The organism is Enterococcus sp. RTP21361st1_A6_RTP21361_211029, from assembly GCF_040910045.1.
In the GTDB taxonomy this organism is placed as follows: domain Bacteria; phylum Bacillota; class Bacilli; order Lactobacillales; family Enterococcaceae; genus Enterococcus_D; species Enterococcus_D gallinarum.
This window is the reverse complement of sequence record NZ_JBDGBK010000036.1, coordinates 1-21,322: the sequence shown is the minus strand read 5'-3', so window position 1 is coordinate 21,322 and position 21,322 is coordinate 1. Positions and strand designations below refer to the sequence as shown.

Here is a 21,322-nt window from a genome sequence, read left to right as displayed (position 1 = left end):
TAGGAGGGTCTAGTCAGATGAAAACTACGTTGACTCTTGAAATGGAAGAAGCCCTTTATTATTACTGTCGCGAAAACAGTGATATTGTCATCGAAGAGGTAATCATGCCGGACGATCAAGGAATCGTTGATACTCTAAGTTGTCGCTTAACACCAGAAAATTTGTTTGAATGGCGCTGTTATGAATTAAAAGTCAGCCTAGCGGATTTTCGTTCAAAAGCGAAGCTGTCATTTATTGGGCATTATAATTATTTTGTTTTGCCGCATGCATTATATGTAAAGGTCAAGGAAGAGATTCCTGCTGCCATCGGTGTATTGGTTTACCATGCATTTTCTGATCAAGAAAAGGGGAGCCCTGGTTATTTTAGCGTCGAGAAAAAACCGCAGCGGCAATCTTTACTCGTCAACGAAAACGCATTGTTGTATCGTTTGATCTCTGCACAAGCACGAGAAGTGGGGAAGGCCAAGCAAACAGCACGAGGTTTGCGCGTTTTCTCGACGGAACGATTGTACAAAGAACTAAAGAAAAGGGAACCAGAATACGATTTATTTGGCGGCGGGGTCAATTACTACGACCGTTTTATTGAAGATACGCAGCTACAAGCTATTGAAGCGCTAAAAGAAGAACTGGTTGCAACGCGAGAAGCTTATTTCGAATTGGAACAGCGTTTTTTGACACAAGAAAAGGAGTAGCACTATGTATTATCCATATTTTCGCGGCAAACAATTTGACTTGTTGGCATTAAAAAGTCTATTAGAAATGGAACAGCTGTCTTTAGAAGTTCAACCCGTCATTGAGCCTATCCGGCAATCCAAGACTTTTTGGGATACAGTTGAGCTGTTTCAGAAAAAAGCGCATCCTTTTTTTGTTATCGTCAATCCACAGGCGGGGGACTTTCTGACGGAAGAAGGAAGTCGTTTATTACAAACACTGCCTAACGCTAAAGCCTATATCATCGATCAGCCAATTGAAACCATTGACTGTCAGCCGGACCTTTGGGTTGTTCATGGATCTGCTCCAGCGTTGGCCAGTGACTGGAGTAAAAATCAGACACCGATCTTAGTTGGACAAGAATTCCGTTTATTGAAAAAAATCCAGGGACCAAAGATTCTCATGCATGATTTTTTTACTAGACTGCCTAGAAACAGCTTCTATCAGGAAGTACCAGAAGAAGTGTTACCAACCGTTTATCAGCACTACGAGCAGCAAGGATTTTCCGGCTATAGTGATTTTTCTATCGACAGCAAAATCTATTATGCACATAGTTATCCCTCTAAAACAATTGTTTTACACTGGCTATTTATTGATCAGCAGCAGAAGTTGCGAATCACTCATTTTGTTTCGGACGAATCATTAGAAACTCAAAAAGAAAAGTTTCTACAGCTCATGTCACAAGTTTTGCAACATGAAGAAATCTATCCAACTCAAACATCAGGCTTAGAGTTATTACTTGAAGCATACAAAAAGGATAAGTTTCCAGGTATGGGTGTTTTGCGGAAAGCTGCTGTCATGAACCACTTGGAATTAATCAGCCGTTATCATTTTACATGATTGTTAGTTATGTCATCAGTCATATAAAGAAAAGTTTCTCTCAGGAGCTGAAATCTAACTGCAGCTACAATCATAGATTTTGGTTGCAGTTCAATCATCACTGAAATCACCAATCAGTCATGCATCAAAAATCCTAATAAGCAGCTGAAGCACGCTAAAATTTGTTTTAGGAAGCCAACTGTACAATACTGGCATTCAATACATAAAAATCATCAATCTGCGCGGCAAAGACTCATTTTTTACTCAAAATGGTTCACTTTAAGAAAAATCGCTGTTTTTAAGGAAAAATACAGCTCAATCAGAGGGGGGAGAAGTAAATTCACCAGATTTTTTCAGAACTTTAAAAATTATTTATTTTAGTTTACATAATATATATTATACAAAGTTATATTTGGAAAAAGACGGTTCAAAATGTTTTTGATTTTTGCATTTTGACCCTCTCTCGCTGTCTTTTTCCCCTTATGAATGTTGAAATCAACAACGATTCGCCAATTTTCCTGTCATTGGTGTTTATTTGGCTGCTAGTTGATGTATTGTCTTGGTGTATGTCACTGATCACTAGTTTAATACATCGATTTCATTTGATTGGGTCTCGTCATTAAGATCTTTCGTTTGTTACTAAGTGACTCATTTGTTTGATTTCATAAAATTGTTGCTATTGCTGTATATGTTTCGTTTATAAGTTTATCAGGTATCAGATTAAGCTGAGTTAATTTCCTTAAAATCAATTCTTGAGTTTACTTCAAAAAATAGCGATCGATTGTTATAAAATGCATTTCTGTGGTTGTGTCTGGCGGCTGCGACGATCATTTCTGTTTGAGTTTTCTTAATTCATCTGGGTGAAAGCCAAACCACGGGTTCAAACCAGTTGAGGCATTAGGGATTAAAACTGGTACGGACTGGAATCCGTATAGTTTCACTTCTTCGCGAAATTCTTCTTTTTCTTCAATGTTCTTTTCGATATATGGGATTCGATGAGCGTCTAAAAATAATTTTGTCTTTTTGCATTGAATACAATTAGTTTTGCAATAAAGCGTTATCATATAATATTATTTCTCCATCCTTTTTATTTTTATTGGTTTTTATGTTATTTTTATTGTAAATTTAATTCTTGTTTAATTCAATAATCTTTACTCATCAACATATAAATAAATTGGTTTACTACTGACCTGATGTGAGTTGAGGGAAAAAGATTTTGCTGATAAAAGTCATTAAAAAAGTGTATCTATCCATCCCTGTCCTGTTTGAGTTTAAGATCGCCCTCACTCCTATCTATTTTTGGGGCAAAATTTAAAGAACTGTTCGCTTTACAAATGCGAACGAATGTTTGTATTATAGTGGTGAGAGGTGATTCTTATGGGCATGCTCCAACCCTACGAAGATCGAAAAAAATTAAAATGGCAGGGATTCTTTCTATCGGAACATACAACAGAAGTCGGACAGGATGAGCGCCAGCGTCACTTTGTGTGGCCTGCAAAGCCAGCCATGACTAGCGAAGAGATCAATGAAGTGTTGACTTTAGCTAGGATCAAAAGTCGAGCAGTAGCGATCCAATGTGAAGAAGTCAATGAAGACGGTCTCTACCCTCCTGACGTGGTCGGCATGATCCAAAGCTACGATTCTTTAGGCATTTATATTGATGGACGTAAAGTACATTACGATGAGATCCGGCATATTTCCTTTTTCGAAGAGACGAAATGGTTCGCACTGGATGAATGAATCGTAGGCGATGAGCCACGACAAGCGTACTATCGGAAAGTTTTTTACGGAATGTGCAAATCTATTTTTTTAAAGGAGGTTTCCCCTATGCAAACGATTAAAGGAACAGTGACAAAGATTCGATTGCTGACGTTTACTTCTTCTCCCCTCGTCCGTTTTACAGTAGGAACGACGAATTGTTTGATCAATCGCCATAGCTTATCTTTTTTAGCAGATGTCACGGAAGGCATGTCTTTGGTGGCTGTTGGCGAGTGGAATGCGCGCAAGCAATTTATTGTCCGTAAATATGCTGTTCGGGGGAAAACGAAAATTATGATGGACATCGAACAATTGTCTCAACAACGAGGAAAGGCGGTTCTTTCATGAGAGCGCGGGATTTGCTGACAGCATTAACGACAACGACACAACAAGAGTATCAGGGAATTTACTTAAGCCGTAAGGAAACCTTGGTCCCTTTCACGACGATTGCACAAGATGCTTCTGGGAACTTGATTTTATTTTTTGAACCTAATCGTCCCCCACTATCCATCAAAGAACTTTATACGAGTTTAATGTTGCACAAAAACTTACCTTTGCTCTATTGGGACGGTGAAGAACGACAAAAGGTCTATGGGTTTCGTGAAGAAGATCGACAGATCATTCTCTGATCTTTTTTCTGTGAGATACCAACCAATCATTCTTCTTTTCATTCATGGTATACTATAGATCAAGAAAACATTTTCAACGGAGGTAAAAAATGGAAAATCCGCGCATATACACCATGTCTTTTGCAAGTGTCTATCCCCTCTATGTACAGAAGGCGGAGCGCAAAAATCGTACCCAAGATGAAGTGGATCAGATTATTTTTTGGTTAACTGGTTATTCGAAAGAAGGTCTGTCCCGACAATTAGCAGAAGAAGTTTCAATGGAACGTTTCTTCGCAGAGGCGCCTGACTTGAATCCGAAAAGAAAAATGATCAAAGGAGTTATCTGTGGCGTTCGTGTAGAAGAGATCAAGGAACCTTTAATGCAAGAAATTCGATACTTGGATAAATTGATTGATGAATTAGCCAGAGGAAAAACAATTGAAAAAATTTTGCGAGGATAGTTTTTAAGTGGTCCTATTCTATAATTATTGCGTTTCATTGGTCCATTACGTATAAATGAGACTACCTTGGCAGGGGCAAATCGTTTGCTTCGATCCGTTGGGCATTCCTGTCCGACGGATTTTTTTATTTAACTTCAGTCTAAAAAAAGCGCTGTGGCTCTTTTGCAGGAATCCCATTTTGGTACCTCCCTTTCTTAATGTGATTAGGAAAACGAGTCAAAATGTATACAGCATTCAGGTCACAGCGCTTTTAGTATTGCTATCTTTCTCTTTTTTTACGTGCTTGCAGGTGTTCTTTGTGTCTCAAATAGACCAATTCTTTCTCCATTTTACGGTAACGGTTAAATAGATCTTGCGAGAGTTCTCCAGAAGCTAACGCTTCTTTGACTGCACAATTTGGCTCTGATTCATGACGACAATTTTTGAAGCGGCATTTTTCTGCTAAAAGTTCAATCATCTGGTAATGCCGATCTAATGAAGAAGCAGCAACCGTCTCCAAACTGATTTCTCTCATGCCAGGAGTATCGATGACCATTGCCCCATTTGGCAAGCGGAACAGCTGTCTACTCGTGGTAGTGTGACGACCACGCCCATCTTCTTCACGAATGGCTTTGGTTGTCTGCCGTTCGTCTCCTAGTAATTGATTGAGTAAAGAAGATTTACCAACCCCTGAAGAACCAATAAAGGCTACCATGCTTTCTGGCGTCAAAAATGGTTCGAATTGCGTCCGCTCATCTTTGTAGATGGTGGTAGCTAAAACCGGCAAAGCGAATGTCAGCTTCAGCTGGTTGATGATTGCTTCTGTTTCTGTTGTGTCCATCTGATCGATTTTTGTTAATACAATGACTGGATTGGCTCCACTGTTCCAAACAATCGTAACGAACCGCTCCAAGCGAGCGAGATTAAACTCTTCATTGGCGTTTGTTGTAAGAAAGACAGTCGTCACATTAGCAGCGATTCCTTGTTCGTCTGGTCGATTTCCAGCTACTTTCCGCTGTAAAAAACTTTTTCGCGGCAAGACGGTATCAATCAAAAATTGATTTTGATCATAACAATGCCCCATTACCCGATCGCCTACGATCGGATAGTCTTTCAATGCTGTTGCTTGCTGGCGAAACTTTCCGGAGACACGGGCATAACGTTCTTCTCCTGAAGACAAGACTACTTTTGCCAGATCTTTCGCTTGAAAGATAACAATTCCTTGATTTTCCATGAATTTCCTCCATTTATGTTTGGAGGTGCCACTCTATAAAGGGAAACCTCCATGATCTTGACGTCCATTATAAGTATTCATATGACATTTCCCCTTTCGTGAGTAAATTCATCGATTGATGTATCCCTAGTATAGCATTTCTTGCGATTGTCAGACCAGCTTTTCTTTTATAGCTCAATAATGATTAGCCGCAAGAAATGCTATGGAGCGTTGAATATCCCCTGTCAATGGCTTCAAAACCACTAAAACGAAAAAGCTGAAACTCACGCGATAGACAGTCCTCTTTAAACTCTCTTCATCCTCTACGATTTTTTCAAGATAGCTCCTCGCTCATTAAGCAATAAGCCTCCCCTTGTATCACTGTTCTACTATTATCGTTGTTCCTTCCTATCTTCTTCTGAGATCCCCATTCTTGCCCTATCTTCCCTATGTTCATTAACTTTTGACCATTCTCCTTTACCCATTAGTGAATAATCTTAGTTCTTTTGTGAATAATTCGTTATATAATATTCTCTTTTCTATTTATTCATATAAGAAATATTTGGTAAAAAAAGTTTTTTTCTTTTCAACTGTTATTTAAAAAATGGTATGATAGCAGCAGAATATTTATTTTTTCCTCCTTTATTGAAACTCGCAACCCCATCTTACGCTCGCGATTTTACAAAGGAGCAAACCATATGTTAGGAGAAAATCATGGCAAAGAAACTTCTTGGTACAATCAGTGGTCTTTTGATTGCTGCTGTACTTGGTATCAGCTTGTACACGCAAACCCAAAAAGACCCGAACCCCACTTCATCACCTGGACACTCATCTACTATACAGGTGAAACAGTCAGAGTCTTCTAAAGCATCAGATTCGCATACAAAAGAAACCCAGTCAGCAAATAATCTCGCTGCATTGACATATCAAGGGACACAAACCATTACTATCAACAACAATGTCCCCTCCTTCTCACAAGATACCCTCTCTATAAAAAATGGTGCATGGGAAAAATATGGTGATCTCGATCGCTTAAATCGAGCCACTTCTGCGGAAGCTATGTTGAATCAATCCCTGATGCCTACTGAAAAACGCGGGGATATCTCTAGTGTCACGCCTACAGGCTGGCACAATAAAAAGCTGAAAAAAGGTTATCTTTATAATCGAACTCATTTGATCGGCTTTGCTCTGGCGGGAGAAAATGCCAACTGGAAAAATCTGATCACAGGTACACAACAGTTGAATAATCCCGAAATGTTACGCTATGAAATGGATATCAAATACTATTTAGAACAAGATCCCAGCCATTATGTTCGTTATTCGGTGACTCCTATTTACCGCGGTGATGAATTAGTGGCACGAGGCGTTCAAATGCAAGCCCAATCGATTGGCGATAATACGATCCGCTTCAATATTTATATATTCAATATTCAAGATGGTGTGACGATCCATTACCAAGATGGGACAAGTGTGCTTTCTGAAGAAGCATCTGATGCGACTAGCACTTCGGCAAAAAATACTACATCGAATGTTGCTGAAGATGAAAAAGAATATGTAGACGCGAAGGGAAATGGTCTGATCAAAGGGTCAAAAAATGGCATTTATCATCTGCCAGGTACGAGAGGCTATGAACAGACGACAAATCCAAAAGAATGGTTCAAAACGATTGCGGAAGCCAAAGCTGCTGGTTATCGAGCACCAAAATAAAAAAGCCATAGGCTTTTTTATTTTGAGAGCATCCCTATTCGACACGTTAACCTTATAGCGCTTGCTCGCACCTTGATTTTTGTAACTCTGTCAAATAGTTATTTCCTGCTTCTGTTAAACGCAATGTGCGTGATTTTGGAAATTTTTCTCTCGTGATTAGGCCTCTATTTTCCATCCGAAGTAGATGACGGTGAATGAGAGAAGTTGATTTGATTCCTTCATGGGCACAAATTTCTCGAATAGATGGTGCTCGTTTCTGTTCTTGCTGATAAGCATCAATAAAAAATAAGATCCGATCTCTTCTAATCATATTTTCCTCCAGGGGGTAGAAGACAAAAGCAACGGACAATTGAAAAACCTAAGCGTTTATTTCCTATAGGTAATATTATAAATGAAAAATTCCCTTGGAACAACAGTTTTTGAAGAAGTCGCTGGCTTTTCATCGCATTTGTTTTCTTTTGACTTTATGATGAAAAGAGTAGAAGAAAAAAGTGAGGCGTTGGTATGAGTTTTGGCGAAAATCTAAAAAAATTCCGAGAAGAAAAACAGCTCGGCGTCAATCAGTTGGCTTTGAAATCTGGAGTCAGTGCAGCGCAAATTTCCCGCTTTGAAAATGGTAAGCGTAAGACACCCCATGTGGATACTGCAAAAAAATTGGCAAAAGCACTCTCAGTTCCATTGCCTTTATTGATTGGTGAATCCGTTTCATATGATGAATGGGATTATGACGAAAATCAACGGCGAGTGGCCCATCAAATCAAAGATATGACCGAGGAAGAAATCACGGATATCTTAGAATATATCGCTTTTGTTAAGCAAAAAAATAGAAAACGCTAATTGAAAAAAGCCATCTGTCTCAAAAAAATAGAATCAGATGGCTTTTGGCCTGCTCTCTGACGAGAATTACCAGAAATGAAATTATCGTGGATAAACTGCTTGGATACTGTCTTCAAGAATCTTCATTTGTACTAGGGTTTCTTCGTCTTTGACTGTTTTAGGCTTTCCATTAATAATAGCTTCATACAGTCCGGCATAAACACGGCTATAGTCTCCTACTTCAGAAACTACTTTTTCCTCATGATAGATTCCTTCATCATCATAATACGTCAGACAGCCATAATGTTCAGGAAGATCAATTCCAAAGTCCGCATGATCAGGCATATAAAACATTTTTAAATGCTCTTCTTGGCGATCTTTGGTTTGTTTGACAAACATGCCTTTCTTACCATAAACGACAAAGCTTGGTCGTTCTTTGATTCGGAAATAGCTTGATTTGATCGATACCTTTAAAGGGCCATAGAAGAAGTCCAGATCGAAATAATCGTTCATGCGATTCGGACCTAAAAGTTGGCGAACTTCTGAATGGTATGTCTCTGGTTCGCCAAAATAAGACAGCACTTGATCGATGGTATGACAAGCATGTCCATAAAGATAACTACTATTTAATGAGAATTCTTGTGTATTTTCTGGAATTTCGGGGCGATAATAGTCATAGTGCATTTCTACTTCAAGTAAATCCCCTAGAACGCCACTTTCAATAACTTTTTGGACAGTCAGAAAGTCAGAATCGTAGCGGCGATTTTGATAACATTGAATCAACAGTCCTTTTTCTGCAGCCAAAGCAAAAAGTTCTTGAGCTTGTGCATATGTTTCAGTAAAAGGTTTCTCTAGCAATACATTCTTTCCGTGAAGCAATGCATCCTTGGCAGTTTCAAAATGCAGATGGTTAGGAGTAGTCACAACGACTAATTGAATCGCTGGATCATCATAGATATCGTTGATATCTGTTGTGTAGGTCGTTCCAGGAAGTTTTGCCCAAGTATCGCGAATCACTCGGGAATAGATTGTTTTTACGTGGATTTTGTCGGATAATTTAGTAACAAAAGGCAAGTGATAGCGATTAGTGCTTTTTCCATTGCCAATATAAGCAATTGTTAGCATAGTTTAAAGCCCCCATTTTTCATGATAGTTCCATTATAGTCAAACAAACGATCAGATGGAAGCAAGAATCCTTCTCGCTGTCTATTTGTATGTCTCCTTAATTAACTAATGAAACAAAGCGCTTATCATTTTGAAACAAATAGGCTATGATTGATTCAAAAAGGAGAAAACGATGAGATGTCCTTTTTGTCAGATCGCAGCCAGACAGCTTCCTGCAACAATCATTTATGAAAATCAATGGACAATGGCGATTCTTCCTAAAAATCCCGCTGCAGACGGTCACCTCTTAGTTATACCGAAACAACATGTAACTTCTATTCTTGCTTGTGACGAAGAAATATGGATGCAAGTTACCAAGACAGCAAAAAAGGTGGCAACAGATTGCGTGAAATCTGGTAACTTTGAAGGTATCAATTTCTTAAGTGCCCATGGCGCTGCTGCCCAACAATCCGTCAATCATCTGCATATCCATTTGATTCCTCGAAAAGAAGGCGACGGCATCAATGCTTGGCCCGATTTTCATGACAGTAAAAAGTAAGAAGGTTATTAACGAGTCGTCAATTGAACAATGAAAGAGAGAATGATCAATGGATATTCAGTTAGAAAAAGTTACCTACCAAACATTACCGATAGCGTATCGGATACAAAAAGAAAGTTTTAAACAGTTGTTTGAACACTATCAGGATACAGAAACCTCCCCTTATCTGGAAACGTATGAGAATTTCTCTAAAAAGTACCAACGAGAGAATAATTATTTCTATTTGATCCAAGCCGACGGATCAGCAGTAGGTTTTGTACGAATCGTTCTATCAGAAGCCCCGGCGCTGGTAGCTCGAGTGGCCCCCATCTGTATTTTGCCTGCTAATGAAAATCATGGGATTGGTAAAATGGCCATTCAGTTAGTCGAAGCTAAATTCTCGTCTATTAAGACATGGCAGCTAAGTACGATTTTGCAAGAAACCCGCCTACTTTCATTTTATCAAACACTCGGTTATCAGCTATCAGATCGTACGAGTCCGATTGTAACTGGTATGGATCGTGTATTTCTTACCAAACATATCCACTAAAACTCATTACTTATTGTCTTTTCTCCCCATTACCTATGACAGAGTCTCTTAAAGAGCGACTGTCATAGGTAATCTTGTTTACATAATATTATACTGGTAAATAAAAAACACTTCTTGTTTCCTTGATACTTTTCGAGAGAAAGTTCAAACGAGTTTGACGAAAAGGTCTCATACAAGCGTTTTTTGGAGCCACTCATTCGTTTTTCTCAACTAGCTTTTATCAGTTTCTTTCCTTATTTATGCAATTTATTTCCTAGTTCCTTTTCATCATCTTTCTATAATGTTGCTGATCTTATGTTATAATTAATTATGTATTTTAAAACTAGATAATTACTATAAGAGAAGGTGGATTTATGGAACAACATCAACCATCCTGGATAAAACTGCTTTTTTTCTTTTTGATTCTTATGGGAGCAGATCTTATGAAACAGGTTATCGTTCATCATTTCGCTTGGTTAGACGTGCTGCAATTAATGAATTTCCTAATATTTATTCTACTCTCCTTTTTCATTCGCCAGTTACCTTCTACCTTGCGAAAGATTCTGATTGGTACTTATCTTTTTATTATCGGTGGAATCATGTCTCTTTTATTTGGAAATCCCTTTGAACTTGCTTCATGGACACTCTACTTCGTGGGTGCGTTTTTTGGTACATTTTTGTGGGATCATTTTTGTCAACGATTTAGACTTCGTTGGTTTATTGATAAAATAATTCGTTAAAGGAGCGAATTTCGATGGATTGGCGCAATGATCGGATCAAAGCTTGTCAAAATGGAACAAATCCCATGTTAATGAAGGAATTATCGGGTGGTTTTGCGGTTTTTGGCGATACCCAATTTTTACCAGGCTACTGTGTGTTGTTACCTAAAAAATCAGTCGGAAGCCTAAATGATTTATCACTGGAAGAAAGACAAGAATTTCTCGTCTCGATGAGTGTTCTGGGTGATGCCATTTTAGCCGCCTGTTCACCACTGCGAGTCAATTACGATATTCTTGGCAACACGGATCAATTTCTTCATGCACACGTTTTTCCACGATATTCTTGGGAGACCGAAGAGCGTCGTTCAAAACCTGTTTGGCTATATCCAGCAACATATTGGACATGTCCGCAGAATACCTATGATGAAGAGAAACATCACCTCATACGTCAGCGAATCACGACTTCTTTGACTGAATCCGTTCCCGGTGATCAATGAGAGTTCTTGACCAGGAGCTTTTTTTGTTGATAAAAGAATTTTTCACAACTCTGATAGAAAACAGTTGAGACGTCCGTATAATAGACAAAGAGGTGAAAAAATGAACGATCATCAAATGATTCATTTGATCAAGAACAAAGATTATACCGGCTTGGAACAACTAATTGATAGCTACGGGTCAAGTATTCTTATGACCATCCATCGAATCTTACAAGCCCCTCCTGAACAAAGTGAATGGTCAGATGTAGCAAATGAAGTATTTTATGAAATCTGGCAAAAAATCGAGGCCTATGATCCTGAGAAAAGTAGTTTTATCACTTGGATCTTGCTGATTACTCGAAGTCGCGGAATCGATCGCAAGCGTAAGTTAAATAAAGCATTTCAACAAGAAAGTATTGAAGAATATCAAGAGCTAGCTATTACGGAATCCCCGTTAAGTGAAGAAGAATTTCTGATTTGGCTCGAAGAGTTATCCCAAGTCGATCAACAAATTTTTCTTTTATATTATTTTTATCAAGAAAGTCCAGAAGAGATCGCGCAACAACTGGATTTGCAGACAACAGCTATTTATAATCACTTATCTCGCGGCAGAAAATTATTGAAAAAGATTTGGAAAGAAAGGATGAATCGTGATGAATTTTAAACAGATCGTTGATTCAGAAAATCGTCGTCTCAGAAATGAAGTAACGCAAGATGAAAAAAATCGTCTTTTAGCTAATGGCAAAACATATATCTTTTTTCAAGAATTGATGACTGAAATTCAATCACTCTTAGATAAAGACGAAACAGTTCAAGGCTATCTCCCTCTCTCAACTTCAGGCAACCTTGCAATCAGTAATCAAGGGATAGCTGGTTTGTCTTATGCACGTACAGAAAGAGCAAAGCAATATGTCGCACAGTTCAATGATACTCGGAGTAATCGTCTATTTGTTTTTTCAGAAAAACGGATCCTTTTTCTTGTGATCATCGACTTTTTAGATGATCAAACCTATTTCAGTTACCCCTACTCCTCGATTCCGGCATTTTCTTTGAAGACGCGTAAACTGAATCGCTTTGAGAAACCAGAAGACGAGGAAATCATGTTTTGGGCTTACTTTGATTTTCAATCGGATAGCCATATTTTTAGTGATGTATTGACAAAGAAAGACTATCAACTGTTTCAACATTTCCATGACACGATTCCTGCACTCAAAAAAATTCCAATCACTGAAAAAATCCACCGTAAAAATCCCTTAGATTACATAATCAGTAATTGGCATTTCAATTATCGATTGATGATATTCGTCAATCTTTTACTAATTCTTTTAGCTATTGGGTTAGTCTTGGGGATCGTCTTTGGAATCGGGATTTTTAAAGACTGGTACTATCGTGATTTGATTGGGTTTGTTGATCAGAGATCATTTTTTGTCCGATATTTATGTTATAATAGTCAAAAATTAACGAGAGAAGGTCTACCTGTTTTATGAAAAGAAAGGTACTAGTCCCATTGCTGCTATCCTTGCTATTAAGCGGCTGTTCTGCAAACGTACCAGAAGAAGCAACCACATCTTCGAGCAGCCAAAAACAAATGCCTAGCGAAACCGTAGAATCATCGCAATCTTCTCTTTCAGATACAAAAACTGTTACGAGGGCTTCTGCTAGCGGGTCTACCAGTGAATCGGTATCAGAGACGGAGTCACCAAAGACTCCAGAAACAGCAAGCGCATATCCCTATCAAGTAGATATGTCACAACAATCCAATGTCCTGACAGTTTCTTTTGAAGGATTCAACGTTCCTGACACTGTTACTATTGATCAGAGCAAAGAGGAAGTTACTTTTGAAAGTTCTACACCCGATGATTCCGTGACTAGCCGCTACCGAGCAACAATCGCAACGGTTCCCACAAAAACAATTCGCGTTTTTAGTGTAGGAACGAATCAAATTCGTGAAGTCAAAGTGAATACACAAATCTCAATCGGTAAAATACTGGGTGGAACCCAAGATCGTAAAGACTACCATGGTACAATGTATTTGTTTTACAACCATGATGGTGGGCTTTCCCTAGCAACGCCGAACTATGCTGGCAACGTTCCTGCAGATCAGATGGATGTCATGCAGGAAGTTCTTCCCTAAATCACTTCATAAGAACCTAACTTTCAGAACCTTAGCTTGACTACAATATTGCAGGAATAATCAAAAATTTGTTGTGGAGGAAAATCGATGAATCTCAAACGTTTTGTACAATTGTTTATTTGCTATTTCGTATCTATGGTGGTTGCTGTTTTACTGACCAACTTATTCAATATTTCAACTATGCCATTTTATTTGTTGGTGGCCTCTATTATTGGGTATATCACATTAACGATCCCGTTAGTAGTCATGACGATCAAGAAAAACAAATAGTTCCGAGAGTGGATTTATTGAAAGGAGCATCAGATGATTGGCAATGTTCGTTATCTACCAAGAAAGTTAAGAAAATGGTACATTCTCTATCTTATCTGTCTGATACTTATTTATGGCTGGTTGTTGTTTACTGATCAGTCAGCGGTACTTGCTGTCGCTATTCTTCTCGTTCTTTTTGCAATCGAACTTGCATTTATGTGGCATTCAGAAAATTCTTTTTTAGGCAGTGTTCTGGTTGCTTGTCTTCTTTATGGCATCTGGATGCTACCTTTCGTGCTTCGGTGATTAGTTTTCATTTATTCGCATCGAAAGTGAATCGGAGAAGCTAGCATAGAGAATTTTCTTAAAAAAATACCCAGAGAAAAGAGCAAGTCATGACGTTGTCATTGACGATAGGTCTTTGCAGTAATGCAAACACTGAGGGCTCTATTCCTTTGGGTATTTTTTGTTCAATTTAACTAATTTAACTTAGTGAGTGACAAACAATTATTGCTCTCGTTCAACAAGTCGGTAATAGACTTTTGCTGTGATAAGATATACCAACAGATAAATGACTGCGAAAAGAGCAACTGATACAACAGTCACACTGATCAGCAGATTGCGGTCGGTCAACCCGAAAAGCAAAAGCAGCTTGCGAATCATCGGAAACGCGAATGCAAGGTGGATAATCGCAGCTACCAATGGAAAAGAAAAAATCATCAATACTTGTTGTTGGATCACTTGCTTGACTTCTTTATGACTTAAGCCAACTTTCTGTAAGATCTCAAAACGTTCTTTATCTTCTATTCCTTCAGAGACTTGCTTGTAATAGATGATTAATGTAGCTGCCAAAATAAAGATCAGTCCAAAAATCAACCCTAAGAAAAAGAATCCTCCCGTAAACGTTTTGGTCTGTACTTGGAAGAGATCTTTTGATTCAATGCGTGCATTCGGATCAGCTGCTTGAAGGTCCTTTCGTATCTCTTTGACCATTGTTTCTCGATCACTGGTTTCAGGCACTTGGAAGTCAAAAACAGTAGTGATCACTGGTTGGTGATACATAAGGAATTCTTTTTCCTGATACCAACTAGTTAATTTCTCAGAAAGCCAAGTATCATCGACTACCACCACAAGTTGTTGAACGGGATTCTCCACTTGAGTAAAAGGTGGCAGCTCAGTTAGTGATCGAAGAGTGAACTGACTATGATCGATCGTCAGCTCTTTAGGCAACGCTTGATGGGTCCAAGTTTCTGGAAAGACCAACAATTCATCTTTTTCTGGTCCTTCTTTTCCTGTGATTCTTTGGTACTCCGTACTAGTAACAAATGTGAGAAAGACCGCTTTTTCTAAATTCTCGCTGTTATCTTCAAAAGTTGTTGAAGGAGTAAGTGTGTTTCCCTCAACCGTAAAAAGTAAGTCTTTAGTAGCAGTGACTTGTTTCCGGTTTTTGAGCGTTACTTTATTTTCAAGACTATCGATGGCTTGGTTCAATTGTTGCAGATTCGCCTCTGACTCGATCTGAAAGTCATAAGGAAATCGTGTTTCCACCACATTCTTCTGTCCGAAATAAAGACTAGCTGTTGTGGCAACAGTCACTAAAACCATTGTTGACAAAATACAAATACTTGCTAGACCTGCTGCATTTTGTTTCATTCGATAAAGCATCGTTGATACATTGATGAAATGGGTCGTCTGATAATAATAAGTGGATCGCTTTCTTAAAAACTGCAATGCTTTAATACTGCCAGAAATAAACAACAGATACGTGGCGATGATCACAAGAATCACAGCGACAAAAAAGAGTGCTAAGGCGCTGATGGGCGACTTGATTGTGACAGAAATCGTATACCCTACCGCTAAACAAATGATCCCTAGAAGGGCTAAAAAGCCTTTTGCTCGCGGCTCTTGTTCATTGCGCTTACTACCTTGCAGCAGTTCGATCGGCTTGGTTCGCCGGACTTGCAGCATATTGAATAGAAAAAGGCAGCCATAAACCATCAAAAAGTAAAGGATCACAAGACCGATACTTTCTACAGAAAGTTCAAAGACGAAAGATTCTCCCACCTCTAGAATTCTTTTTAAAATCAAGAACCCCAATCGTGCAAACAAAAGACCTCCAACTAGCCCTGCGGCCAGACTGATGAGGCAGCTATAAAAAAGTTCCCAAAAGACCACTAACGCAATTTCTCGTTTCCCTAATCCTAGAACATTGTAAAGTCCAAATTCTTTTTTTCGTTGTTTGATCAAAAAGTTATTGGTGTAAAACGAAAAAATGGCGGCGAAAATCATTAAAATGATATTTCCTAGTCGAAACATAAAAATAGCACTTTGACTGCTTGGCAGTTTATTCATTCCTGGATTATTTACAATGATTTGTGTCATCATTATCACTGCAACTAGAAGACTCATGGACAGTAAAAAAGGAGTATAAGCTTTGGTGTTTTTTCGCAAATTGGAAAAGGCGATTTTTTGAAAGAACATTCCTTACTCCTCCCTTGCAAAGACAGCTGTCATGGTTTCCGAGATTGCTTCTAGAAAAGCGCTATTCGTTCGTTCTCCGCGATAAAGCTGATGGAAGACGTGACCGTCTTTGATGAATAATACTCGTTGCGCGCGGCTTGCAGCAATGGAACTATGAGTAACCATGATGATCGTTTGTCCATTCTGATTGATTTGCTGAAACAACGTCAGCAATTGATCGGAAGTTTTTGAATCTAGCGCCCCAGTTGGTTCATCTGCTAGTAAGAGATCCGGCTTTGTGATAATCGCGCGTGCGACAGCTACCCGTTGTTTCTGGCCGCCGGATAATTCATAGGGATAGTGTTGTAACAAGTCGGTAATTCCCAGTGTTCGCACTAATGGTTGCAGTCGTTGGTCCATTTGTTTGACCGGCACTTTCGATAAGACTAATGGTAATAAGATATTGTCTTTGACAGAAAAAGTATCCAATAAATTGAAATCTTGAAAAACAAAGCCCAAATGATCTCGGCGAAAACTTGCAGCGTCTTTTTCTTTGATGGTCGTCAAATCGATACCATTAAGCGCTAATTCTCCCGCTGTCGGTTGATCTAACGTGGCCATCAAGTTCAGTAGGGTGCTTTTTCCAGATCCTGATTCTCCCATAATGGCGACATATTCGCCTTCTTCTACTGAAAACGTGATATTCTTCAATGCTTCGACCGGCTGGCCGTTCAACTGACTTTGATACACTTTTTTTACTTGTTGAATGTTTAATAGTGGCATTGTTCTCTCCCCCTTCTTTTTTAGCATAAGCTGTTTAGAAGAAAAAAGCGACTTACAATAAAAAACGCAAACTTACAGTGTTGAAAGTTTGCGGTCAAATAAAATTTTTAGTGGGAAAATGGATCGTCACCGTAGTTCCCTTCCCTACTTCGGAGTCAATCGTTAGCTGACAGCCGATTTTTTCTGCTGCTTGCTGGCTCAAATATAATCCTAATCCGCTAGCACGCTGCTGAAAGCGTCCATTTTGTCCTGTATAACCTTTTTCAAAAATCCGCGGCAAATCTTCTTGACGAATACCGATCCCTGTGTCTTGAATCAAAAGACAATTGTTTTCGGTAAAAATCCGGATTCCGCCTTTTTCTGTATACTTCAGGCTATTAAAAAGCAACTGCTCAAAGATAAAAGTCAGCCATTTACGATCCGAAGTAACGGTCAAGTCGATAGCCAAATCCAGTTGCAAGTCTTTTTTTGAAAAAAACAAGGCATATTTTTTGATTGCTTGGTGAATGAGAGGTGCTAACACAATCGGTTCAAAAACAAAGTCATCATTTTTCAAGTTTTGTCGTAAATAATTCAGCATCATTTGCAAATAATCATTCACTTTAAATAGTTCTGCTTTGACTTCAGTGGGCGATAGGCCATCATCACTTTGCACTAACAAATCCATCGCTGCTAATGGTGTTTTGATCTGATGCAGCCATAATCCGAAGTCTTCGTAGATTTCTTCATTCTTCAAGGCTGCTTGATACTCGGAGGCGGTTTTTTCTTTAGCTTGTCGTTTGATTAGCTGCTGGTATTCTTCTTCGATACTGTTTCGCGCAATCGGCAAGAAAGCCAAAGCTGCTTCAGTGATCATTTTCTTGGCTAATAAGTTTTGTAACTGACGTCTTTTTTGTAGATAACGCATATATTGCCAGACAGAGAAAATACCTAAAATCACTCCTGTGAAAATCACATAATCGATGAAGGGCTCTAAAGGAAGCTCATGGAGAAAGAACAAGCCTAAAAGACCGCTACTAAACAAAATTAAAAACAAATAGAACTTGCCGTAAAGCAAAAAATACTCTTTTAAGTTAATCATAGGCTTGTTCCTTTTCAATCAAATAGCCTTTGTTTTTCACTGTTTGAATCAAATCAGACAATCCAGTTTGACTTAATTTCTTTCGCAAGCGGGTCATGTTAACGGCTAATGTATTATTATCAATAAACTCTTCGCTATTCCAAAGCATTTCAATAATCGTTTCTTTGGGAACGATTTTCCCTTGCTGTTGCAAGAGTAAGGAAAGGATTCGAGATTCGTTTGGCGACAGCGGCAAAGATTCCGTTTTACTTTTCAGCAAATTTTCTATTGGATGAAAAGTGACATCTCCTAATGAAAACGTCTGGACTTGTTGATGGGTATATTGGTAGCTGCGGCGCAACAGCGCTTGGATCTTAGCCAAAACAAACGCCAAATCAAAAGGTTTTGTTAGGTAATCATCGGCTCCCATGTTCATTGCCATGATTTGATTCATTTGTTGATCCATTGAAGAAAGAAAAATGATTGGCACTTCAGAAATGTTACGAATTTCTTGGCACCAATGGTACCCGTTGTAATAAGGCAAAGAAATGTCCAAAAGAATCAAGTCGGGACTTACCGCACGAAATTCCTGCAAAATTTCAGCAAATTTTTTGGCGGGATAACACTCATATCCCCATTGTCTTAAATAATCAGCCAGTACTGAAACGATCGTAGCATCATCTTCTACAAGGTATATTTTTTGCATGATTCTCTCCTATCACTAAATTGGTGAAGCTATCACAGACAGTGTACCAGAAAATAAAAAGAAACGTCTAGTTGAGATAAATCATTCTAGACGTTTCTTTTTATTTACACTTTTTCATTCGACTCACTTTTTTTAAGTGCATTGCGGATTGATGGGACTTGCTTGATTTTCATTAGATCTAATAAGAAAGTAAATAGTGGGATCCCCACGATCAGACCCCAGATACCAAAGAGATGCTCACCCAGATATAAAACAATGAACGTATAGAACATGGGAATCTCTGTTTTATGGGACATCAGCCGCGGATTGAGAACATAGGACTCGAGAGCATGAACAAAAATAATGATTAATAAAACATAGACAACATCATTGAGTCCGCCAATCGTATAGGCAATAAAGGTTAATGGAATACAAGAAATGATGACTCCTGCTACTGGAATCAAGCTTAAGAAGAAAATCATCATGGCCAAACTTAACAGCTGAGGAAAGCCCATGACAGCTAAAGCAAGCACTGTGATCACTGTATTAACGATAGCAATCAATAGCTGGGTTTCGATCACACTTCCGAATGCGCGGGTAAATTTCCTTGCGAGATAGTAAACATCCTCAAAAAACCAGGAAGCACTCCCTTGCAAAAAGAGCTGAGAAAATGCCACTGTTTTTTTGTTGTCAATCATAAAGAAAAAACTCAATAAGAAAGAGATCAATACAGTCAAAGCCAATTCACCGAAGTTGTAAAGATAATTGATGACGACGACGACTCCATTTTGGATTTTTTGGACATAATCGCTTGTTTGCACCAAATGTAGCAAATACTCTAATAACTCATTGTTAGAGTCTGCTTTTTGATAAAAATCGGTCACTGACTTAACCAGTTGCGCGGATTGGTTCAAAAGAATCGGTGCATACTTGGTAATGACTAAGTAAACCAAAGCGACAACGATCAAGTACAACACGATTGAAAGAAGTTTGATTGACACATTCACTTTCTTGCGTATTAGCTGGACCAGTTTGTAAATCAAATAAGTAAAAATAAAGGTTAATAAAATAATAGTCATCATACTGCGAAGCAGAAATAAGATCCCGCAAAGAAAGATCAGCACTGTCCAACGTCTTAATGGAACATTGGCAACAAACCGATGGTAGTAATTCATGAACACGCTCCTTTTTTCAAGTCGTCAATCAACGACTGTTACTTCATTCCCCAATTAATCTAACCACTTTTTGAAGCAATTATCAACTCAAATCAATTAAGAAGACTATTGTGGGTAGAGTCATATGCTAAAGCAAAAGCAGCCTGCTGTCAGTGGCAACTGGACCAAGTATCGTGAATGAAGGACTGATGATTATTTTCAAAAGATAAATGCCTATTTTTTCGAAAAGTTTATGGTTGTTTTAAGGTTACTATGACACAATAGACCTTGACAGAATAATTTACAGTCTGTCTTAGCGGAAACTAAGGCAGACGCCTTTTTTATCAAAAACTGCCCTTTGTTCGGTTTGTATCGAACAAAGGGCAGTTTAAACGATTCTATATTTATTCTTATCAGTTGTTACTCCTAGACGAATTGTCTGCTTTCCTTAAAAGGACGCTCACTATGCGACTAGCTCACTATGACTAAAGAGACAATTCTTGACGAACTTCTCGAAGAATGGCATCAACGGTCAACCCATTTTCTTGTAGCAACTCATTTGCTTGATAACGGTCATGAAAGGCTTTATCTAAACCAAAATTGACAATTTTGATCGGAGATTTTCCTAAATAACTAGCGACAGCTTGTCCATAGCCTCCTTCAAGAAGGCCATCTTCAAGAGTGAGCAACAATTGATGTGTAGCAATTAAGCCAGACAATGTGTCAGTATCTAATCCAGAAATAAATCTAGGATTAATGACCGTAGGTGTGATCCCAAGCTCGGTTTCTATCATGGCAGCTGCTTTTTTTGCCAGGCCAAGAGCATTTCCTACACCAAGTAAGGCAACTTTGCTGCCCGCTTGAATGAGTTGATTTTTGTTTAGTTGACTGTAATCTGTTTGATCGACACGACCTGATTCTAACGGACCGACAGGAACGCGAATTGCCACTGGGTGTTGGGATTGGTCAATAGACCAATCCAGCATCGCTAAATATTCTTCCTTATTGGTCGGTGCAAGATAAACAAGATTCGGAATATGACTCAAAAATGGAATATCAAAGATCCCTAAATGACTTTCATCATTCATGCCATAAGCTGAAGCGCCATAAACTAAAATAGTTCCCGCCACATTGTTCAAAGACAAATCATGAGAGATTTGGTCAAAACTTCGTTGCATAAAGGTTGAAAAAACTGCCCAAACGGGTTTTGCTCCATTTTTTGCCAGACCGGCAGTCATGGTTGCAGCATGTTCCTCTGCGATCCCAACGTCAACAAATTGACTGCCGGCGATTTTTCGTTGTTCAGGGGTAAAAAGGATCATCGGCGTGCCAGCATTTACTGCAACGACTGTTGGATCC

27 protein-coding genes are annotated in these 21,322 nt (G+C 38.7%); 17 read left to right on the top strand and 10 right to left on the bottom strand.

Annotated features, from left to right (window positions below):
* Positions 1–17: 17 nt before the first annotated feature.
* Positions 18–692, top strand: a complete 675-nt coding sequence (locus AB5Z52_RS08360; RefSeq protein ID WP_117474652.1) for a hypothetical protein — start codon at positions 18–20, stop codon at positions 690–692.
* A 4-nt stretch (positions 693–696) separates the two neighbouring features.
* Positions 697–1,551 (top strand): sce7725 family protein, encoded by an 855-nt coding sequence (locus tag AB5Z52_RS08355; RefSeq protein WP_005473135.1) that lies wholly within the window; start codon positions 697–699, stop codon positions 1,549–1,551.
* 806 nt (positions 1,552–2,357) lie between these two features.
* Here AB5Z52_RS08355 and AB5Z52_RS08350 read toward each other — a convergent pair.
* Positions 2,358–2,594, bottom strand: coding sequence for a glutaredoxin domain-containing protein (locus tag AB5Z52_RS08350; protein WP_003126571.1), 237 nt, complete (start codon positions 2,592–2,594; stop codon positions 2,358–2,360).
* A gap of 313 nt (positions 2,595–2,907) precedes the next feature.
* Between AB5Z52_RS08350 and AB5Z52_RS08345 the strand changes: the two genes are divergently transcribed.
* The 4 genes from AB5Z52_RS08345 (at position 2,908) to AB5Z52_RS08330 (ending at position 4,357) form a co-directional block, all read left to right on the top strand.
* Positions 2,908–3,270 carry a hypothetical protein gene (locus AB5Z52_RS08345; RefSeq protein WP_029486803.1) on the top strand — a complete coding sequence of 121 codons (363 nt, stop codon included), beginning with the start codon at positions 2,908–2,910 and terminating at the stop codon, positions 3,268–3,270.
* A gap of 87 nt (positions 3,271–3,357) precedes the next feature.
* Entirely contained in the window at positions 3,358–3,636 is a 279-nt protein-coding gene (locus tag AB5Z52_RS08340) for a hypothetical protein (protein ID WP_005473132.1), read from the top strand.
* Positions 3,633–3,917 carry a hypothetical protein gene (locus tag AB5Z52_RS08335; RefSeq protein ID WP_005473131.1) on the top strand — a complete coding sequence of 95 codons (285 nt, stop codon included), beginning with the start codon at positions 3,633–3,635 and terminating at the stop codon, positions 3,915–3,917. The genes AB5Z52_RS08340 and AB5Z52_RS08335 overlap by 4 nt, the downstream gene beginning before the upstream one ends.
* Before the next feature lie 89 nt (positions 3,918–4,006).
* A complete protein-coding gene (locus tag AB5Z52_RS08330; protein ID WP_137264401.1) occupies positions 4,007–4,357 on the top strand; it encodes a DUF2200 domain-containing protein in 351 nt (116 codons plus the stop codon).
* Positions 4,358–4,616: 259 nt separating this feature from the next.
* Here the strand turns inward: AB5Z52_RS08330 and rsgA are convergent, their stop codons facing one another.
* Positions 4,617–5,570, bottom strand: a complete 954-nt coding sequence (gene rsgA, locus AB5Z52_RS08325; RefSeq protein ID WP_005473130.1) for a ribosome small subunit-dependent GTPase A — start codon at positions 5,568–5,570, stop codon at positions 4,617–4,619.
* 693 nt (positions 5,571–6,263) lie between these two features.
* Between rsgA and AB5Z52_RS08320 the strand changes: the two genes are divergently transcribed.
* Positions 6,264–7,256, top strand: coding sequence for a DNA/RNA non-specific endonuclease (locus AB5Z52_RS08320; RefSeq protein ID WP_005473129.1), 993 nt, complete (start codon positions 6,264–6,266; stop codon positions 7,254–7,256).
* Positions 7,257–7,308: 52 nt separating this feature from the next.
* On the opposite strand, the gene AB5Z52_RS08315 is transcribed toward AB5Z52_RS08320, so the two are convergent.
* Positions 7,309–7,566, bottom strand: a complete 258-nt coding sequence (locus tag AB5Z52_RS08315) for a LexA family transcriptional regulator (RefSeq protein ID WP_021149707.1) — start codon at positions 7,564–7,566, stop codon at positions 7,309–7,311.
* A 194-nt stretch (positions 7,567–7,760) separates the two neighbouring features.
* Between AB5Z52_RS08315 and AB5Z52_RS08310 the strand changes: the two genes are divergently transcribed.
* The gene (locus AB5Z52_RS08310; RefSeq protein ID WP_003126562.1) at positions 7,761–8,093 is read left to right on the top strand and encodes a helix-turn-helix domain-containing protein; all 333 of its coding nucleotides are present in this window, start codon (positions 7,761–7,763) and stop codon (positions 8,091–8,093) included.
* An 81-nt stretch (positions 8,094–8,174) separates the two neighbouring features.
* On the opposite strand, the gene AB5Z52_RS08305 is transcribed toward AB5Z52_RS08310, so the two are convergent.
* Positions 8,175–9,197, bottom strand: a complete 1,023-nt coding sequence (locus AB5Z52_RS08305) for a Gfo/Idh/MocA family oxidoreductase (protein ID WP_117474654.1) — start codon at positions 9,195–9,197, stop codon at positions 8,175–8,177.
* Positions 9,198–9,369: 172 nt separating this feature from the next.
* On the opposite strand from AB5Z52_RS08305, the gene AB5Z52_RS08300 reads away from it, so the two are divergent.
* The 9 genes from AB5Z52_RS08300 (at position 9,370) to AB5Z52_RS08260 (ending at position 14,127) form a co-directional block, all read left to right on the top strand.
* Complete coding sequence (locus AB5Z52_RS08300; protein ID WP_005473124.1) at positions 9,370–9,735, top strand: HIT family protein; 366 nt, start codon at positions 9,370–9,372, stop codon at positions 9,733–9,735.
* Between the two features lie 49 nt (positions 9,736–9,784).
* Complete coding sequence (locus AB5Z52_RS08295; protein WP_003126559.1) at positions 9,785–10,264, top strand: GNAT family N-acetyltransferase; 480 nt, start codon at positions 9,785–9,787, stop codon at positions 10,262–10,264.
* A gap of 422 nt (positions 10,265–10,686) precedes the next feature.
* Positions 10,687–10,983, top strand: a complete 297-nt coding sequence (locus AB5Z52_RS08290; protein ID WP_021149711.1) for a hypothetical protein — start codon at positions 10,687–10,689, stop codon at positions 10,981–10,983.
* Positions 10,984–10,997: 14 nt separating this feature from the next.
* Positions 10,998–11,459: an HIT family protein gene (locus AB5Z52_RS08285; RefSeq protein WP_003126557.1), complete on the top strand. Its 462-nt coding sequence runs from the start codon at positions 10,998–11,000 to the stop codon at positions 11,457–11,459.
* 100 nt (positions 11,460–11,559) lie between these two features.
* Complete coding sequence (locus tag AB5Z52_RS08280; protein WP_005473122.1) at positions 11,560–12,102, top strand: sigma-70 family RNA polymerase sigma factor; 543 nt, start codon at positions 11,560–11,562, stop codon at positions 12,100–12,102.
* Positions 12,092–12,925, top strand: a complete 834-nt coding sequence (locus AB5Z52_RS08275) for a hypothetical protein (RefSeq protein WP_096710999.1) — start codon at positions 12,092–12,094, stop codon at positions 12,923–12,925. The genes AB5Z52_RS08280 and AB5Z52_RS08275 overlap by 11 nt, the downstream gene beginning before the upstream one ends.
* A complete protein-coding gene (locus tag AB5Z52_RS08270; protein WP_003126553.1) occupies positions 12,922–13,572 on the top strand; it encodes a hypothetical protein in 651 nt (216 codons plus the stop codon). The genes AB5Z52_RS08275 and AB5Z52_RS08270 overlap by 4 nt, the downstream gene beginning before the upstream one ends.
* A gap of 87 nt (positions 13,573–13,659) precedes the next feature.
* Positions 13,660–13,842 carry a hypothetical protein gene (locus AB5Z52_RS08265; protein WP_003126552.1) on the top strand — a complete coding sequence of 61 codons (183 nt, stop codon included), beginning with the start codon at positions 13,660–13,662 and terminating at the stop codon, positions 13,840–13,842.
* Positions 13,843–13,875: 33 nt separating this feature from the next.
* Entirely contained in the window at positions 13,876–14,127 is a 252-nt protein-coding gene (locus tag AB5Z52_RS08260) for a hypothetical protein (RefSeq protein WP_003126551.1), read from the top strand.
* Between the two features lie 201 nt (positions 14,128–14,328).
* Here the strand turns inward: AB5Z52_RS08260 and AB5Z52_RS08255 are convergent, their stop codons facing one another.
* The 6 genes from AB5Z52_RS08255 to AB5Z52_RS08230 form a co-directional block, all read right to left on the bottom strand.
* Positions 14,329–16,302 carry an ABC transporter permease gene (locus tag AB5Z52_RS08255; protein ID WP_142976921.1) on the bottom strand — a complete coding sequence of 658 codons (1,974 nt, stop codon included), beginning with the start codon at positions 16,300–16,302 and terminating at the stop codon, positions 14,329–14,331.
* Positions 16,303–16,305: 3 nt separating this feature from the next.
* Positions 16,306–17,064 (bottom strand): ABC transporter ATP-binding protein, encoded by a 759-nt coding sequence (locus AB5Z52_RS08250; RefSeq protein ID WP_005473116.1) that lies wholly within the window; start codon positions 17,062–17,064, stop codon positions 16,306–16,308.
* Positions 17,065–17,158: 94 nt separating this feature from the next.
* Positions 17,159–18,145 (bottom strand): sensor histidine kinase, encoded by a 987-nt coding sequence (locus AB5Z52_RS08245; protein ID WP_368243485.1) that lies wholly within the window; start codon positions 18,143–18,145, stop codon positions 17,159–17,161.
* Positions 18,138–18,830, bottom strand: a complete 693-nt coding sequence (locus AB5Z52_RS08240; RefSeq protein WP_003126547.1) for a response regulator transcription factor — start codon at positions 18,828–18,830, stop codon at positions 18,138–18,140. The genes AB5Z52_RS08245 and AB5Z52_RS08240 overlap by 8 nt, the downstream gene beginning before the upstream one ends.
* 104 nt (positions 18,831–18,934) lie before the next feature.
* Complete coding sequence (locus AB5Z52_RS08235) at positions 18,935–19,984, bottom strand: AI-2E family transporter (RefSeq protein ID WP_005471541.1); 1,050 nt, start codon at positions 19,982–19,984, stop codon at positions 18,935–18,937.
* Positions 19,985–20,448: 464 nt separating this feature from the next.
* Positions 20,449–21,322: transketolase C-terminal domain-containing protein (locus AB5Z52_RS08230; protein WP_368266879.1), on the bottom strand; the 874-nt coding region annotated here is incomplete at its 5' end.

What these genes read in the sequence shown, in the direction of transcription:
- AB5Z52_RS08330 (WP_137264401.1), top strand. Translation starts at nt 4,007, where the DNA reads ATGGAAAATCCGCGCATATACACCATGTCTTTTGCAAGTGTCTATCCC.
- AB5Z52_RS08345 (WP_029486803.1), top strand. Translation starts at nt 2,908, where the DNA reads ATGGGCATGCTCCAACCCTACGAAGATCGAAAAAAATTAAAATGGCAG.
- AB5Z52_RS08260 (WP_003126551.1), top strand. Translation starts at nt 13,876, where the DNA reads ATGATTGGCAATGTTCGTTATCTACCAAGAAAGTTAAGAAAATGGTAC.
- AB5Z52_RS08245 (WP_368243485.1), bottom strand. Translation starts at nt 18,145, where the DNA reads ATGATTAACTTAAAAGAGTATTTTTTGCTTTACGGCAAGTTCTATTTG.
- AB5Z52_RS08270 (WP_003126553.1), top strand. Translation starts at nt 12,922, where the DNA reads ATGAAAAGAAAGGTACTAGTCCCATTGCTGCTATCCTTGCTATTAAGC.
- AB5Z52_RS08255 (WP_142976921.1), bottom strand. Translation starts at nt 16,302, where the DNA reads ATGTTCTTTCAAAAAATCGCCTTTTCCAATTTGCGAAAAAACACCAAA.
- AB5Z52_RS08305 (WP_117474654.1), bottom strand. Translation starts at nt 9,197, where the DNA reads ATGCTAACAATTGCTTATATTGGCAATGGAAAAAGCACTAATCGCTAT.
- AB5Z52_RS08335 (WP_005473131.1), top strand. Translation starts at nt 3,633, where the DNA reads ATGAGAGCGCGGGATTTGCTGACAGCATTAACGACAACGACACAACAA.
- AB5Z52_RS08300 (WP_005473124.1), top strand. Translation starts at nt 9,370, where the DNA reads ATGAGATGTCCTTTTTGTCAGATCGCAGCCAGACAGCTTCCTGCAACA.
- AB5Z52_RS08280 (WP_005473122.1), top strand. Translation starts at nt 11,560, where the DNA reads ATGAACGATCATCAAATGATTCATTTGATCAAGAACAAAGATTATACC.
- AB5Z52_RS08315 (WP_021149707.1), bottom strand. Translation starts at nt 7,566, where the DNA reads ATGATTAGAAGAGATCGGATCTTATTTTTTATTGATGCTTATCAGCAA.
- AB5Z52_RS08320 (WP_005473129.1), top strand. Translation starts at nt 6,264, where the DNA reads ATGGCAAAGAAACTTCTTGGTACAATCAGTGGTCTTTTGATTGCTGCT.
- AB5Z52_RS08235 (WP_005471541.1), bottom strand. Translation starts at nt 19,984, where the DNA reads ATGAATTACTACCATCGGTTTGTTGCCAATGTTCCATTAAGACGTTGG.
- AB5Z52_RS08360 (WP_117474652.1), top strand. Translation starts at nt 18, where the DNA reads ATGAAAACTACGTTGACTCTTGAAATGGAAGAAGCCCTTTATTATTAC.
- AB5Z52_RS08295 (WP_003126559.1), top strand. Translation starts at nt 9,785, where the DNA reads ATGGATATTCAGTTAGAAAAAGTTACCTACCAAACATTACCGATAGCG.
- AB5Z52_RS08350 (WP_003126571.1), bottom strand. Translation starts at nt 2,594, where the DNA reads ATGATAACGCTTTATTGCAAAACTAATTGTATTCAATGCAAAAAGACA.
- AB5Z52_RS08290 (WP_021149711.1), top strand. Translation starts at nt 10,687, where the DNA reads ATGAAACAGGTTATCGTTCATCATTTCGCTTGGTTAGACGTGCTGCAA.
- AB5Z52_RS08340 (WP_005473132.1), top strand. Translation starts at nt 3,358, where the DNA reads ATGCAAACGATTAAAGGAACAGTGACAAAGATTCGATTGCTGACGTTT.
- rsgA (WP_005473130.1), bottom strand. Translation starts at nt 5,570, where the DNA reads ATGGAAAATCAAGGAATTGTTATCTTTCAAGCGAAAGATCTGGCAAAA.
- AB5Z52_RS08240 (WP_003126547.1), bottom strand. Translation starts at nt 18,830, where the DNA reads ATGCAAAAAATATACCTTGTAGAAGATGATGCTACGATCGTTTCAGTA.
- AB5Z52_RS08310 (WP_003126562.1), top strand. Translation starts at nt 7,761, where the DNA reads ATGAGTTTTGGCGAAAATCTAAAAAAATTCCGAGAAGAAAAACAGCTC.
- AB5Z52_RS08285 (WP_003126557.1), top strand. Translation starts at nt 10,998, where the DNA reads ATGGATTGGCGCAATGATCGGATCAAAGCTTGTCAAAATGGAACAAAT.
- AB5Z52_RS08355 (WP_005473135.1), top strand. Translation starts at nt 697, where the DNA reads ATGTATTATCCATATTTTCGCGGCAAACAATTTGACTTGTTGGCATTA.
- AB5Z52_RS08275 (WP_096710999.1), top strand. Translation starts at nt 12,092, where the DNA reads ATGAATTTTAAACAGATCGTTGATTCAGAAAATCGTCGTCTCAGAAAT.
- AB5Z52_RS08250 (WP_005473116.1), bottom strand. Translation starts at nt 17,064, where the DNA reads ATGCCACTATTAAACATTCAACAAGTAAAAAAAGTGTATCAAAGTCAG.
- AB5Z52_RS08265 (WP_003126552.1), top strand. Translation starts at nt 13,660, where the DNA reads ATGAATCTCAAACGTTTTGTACAATTGTTTATTTGCTATTTCGTATCT.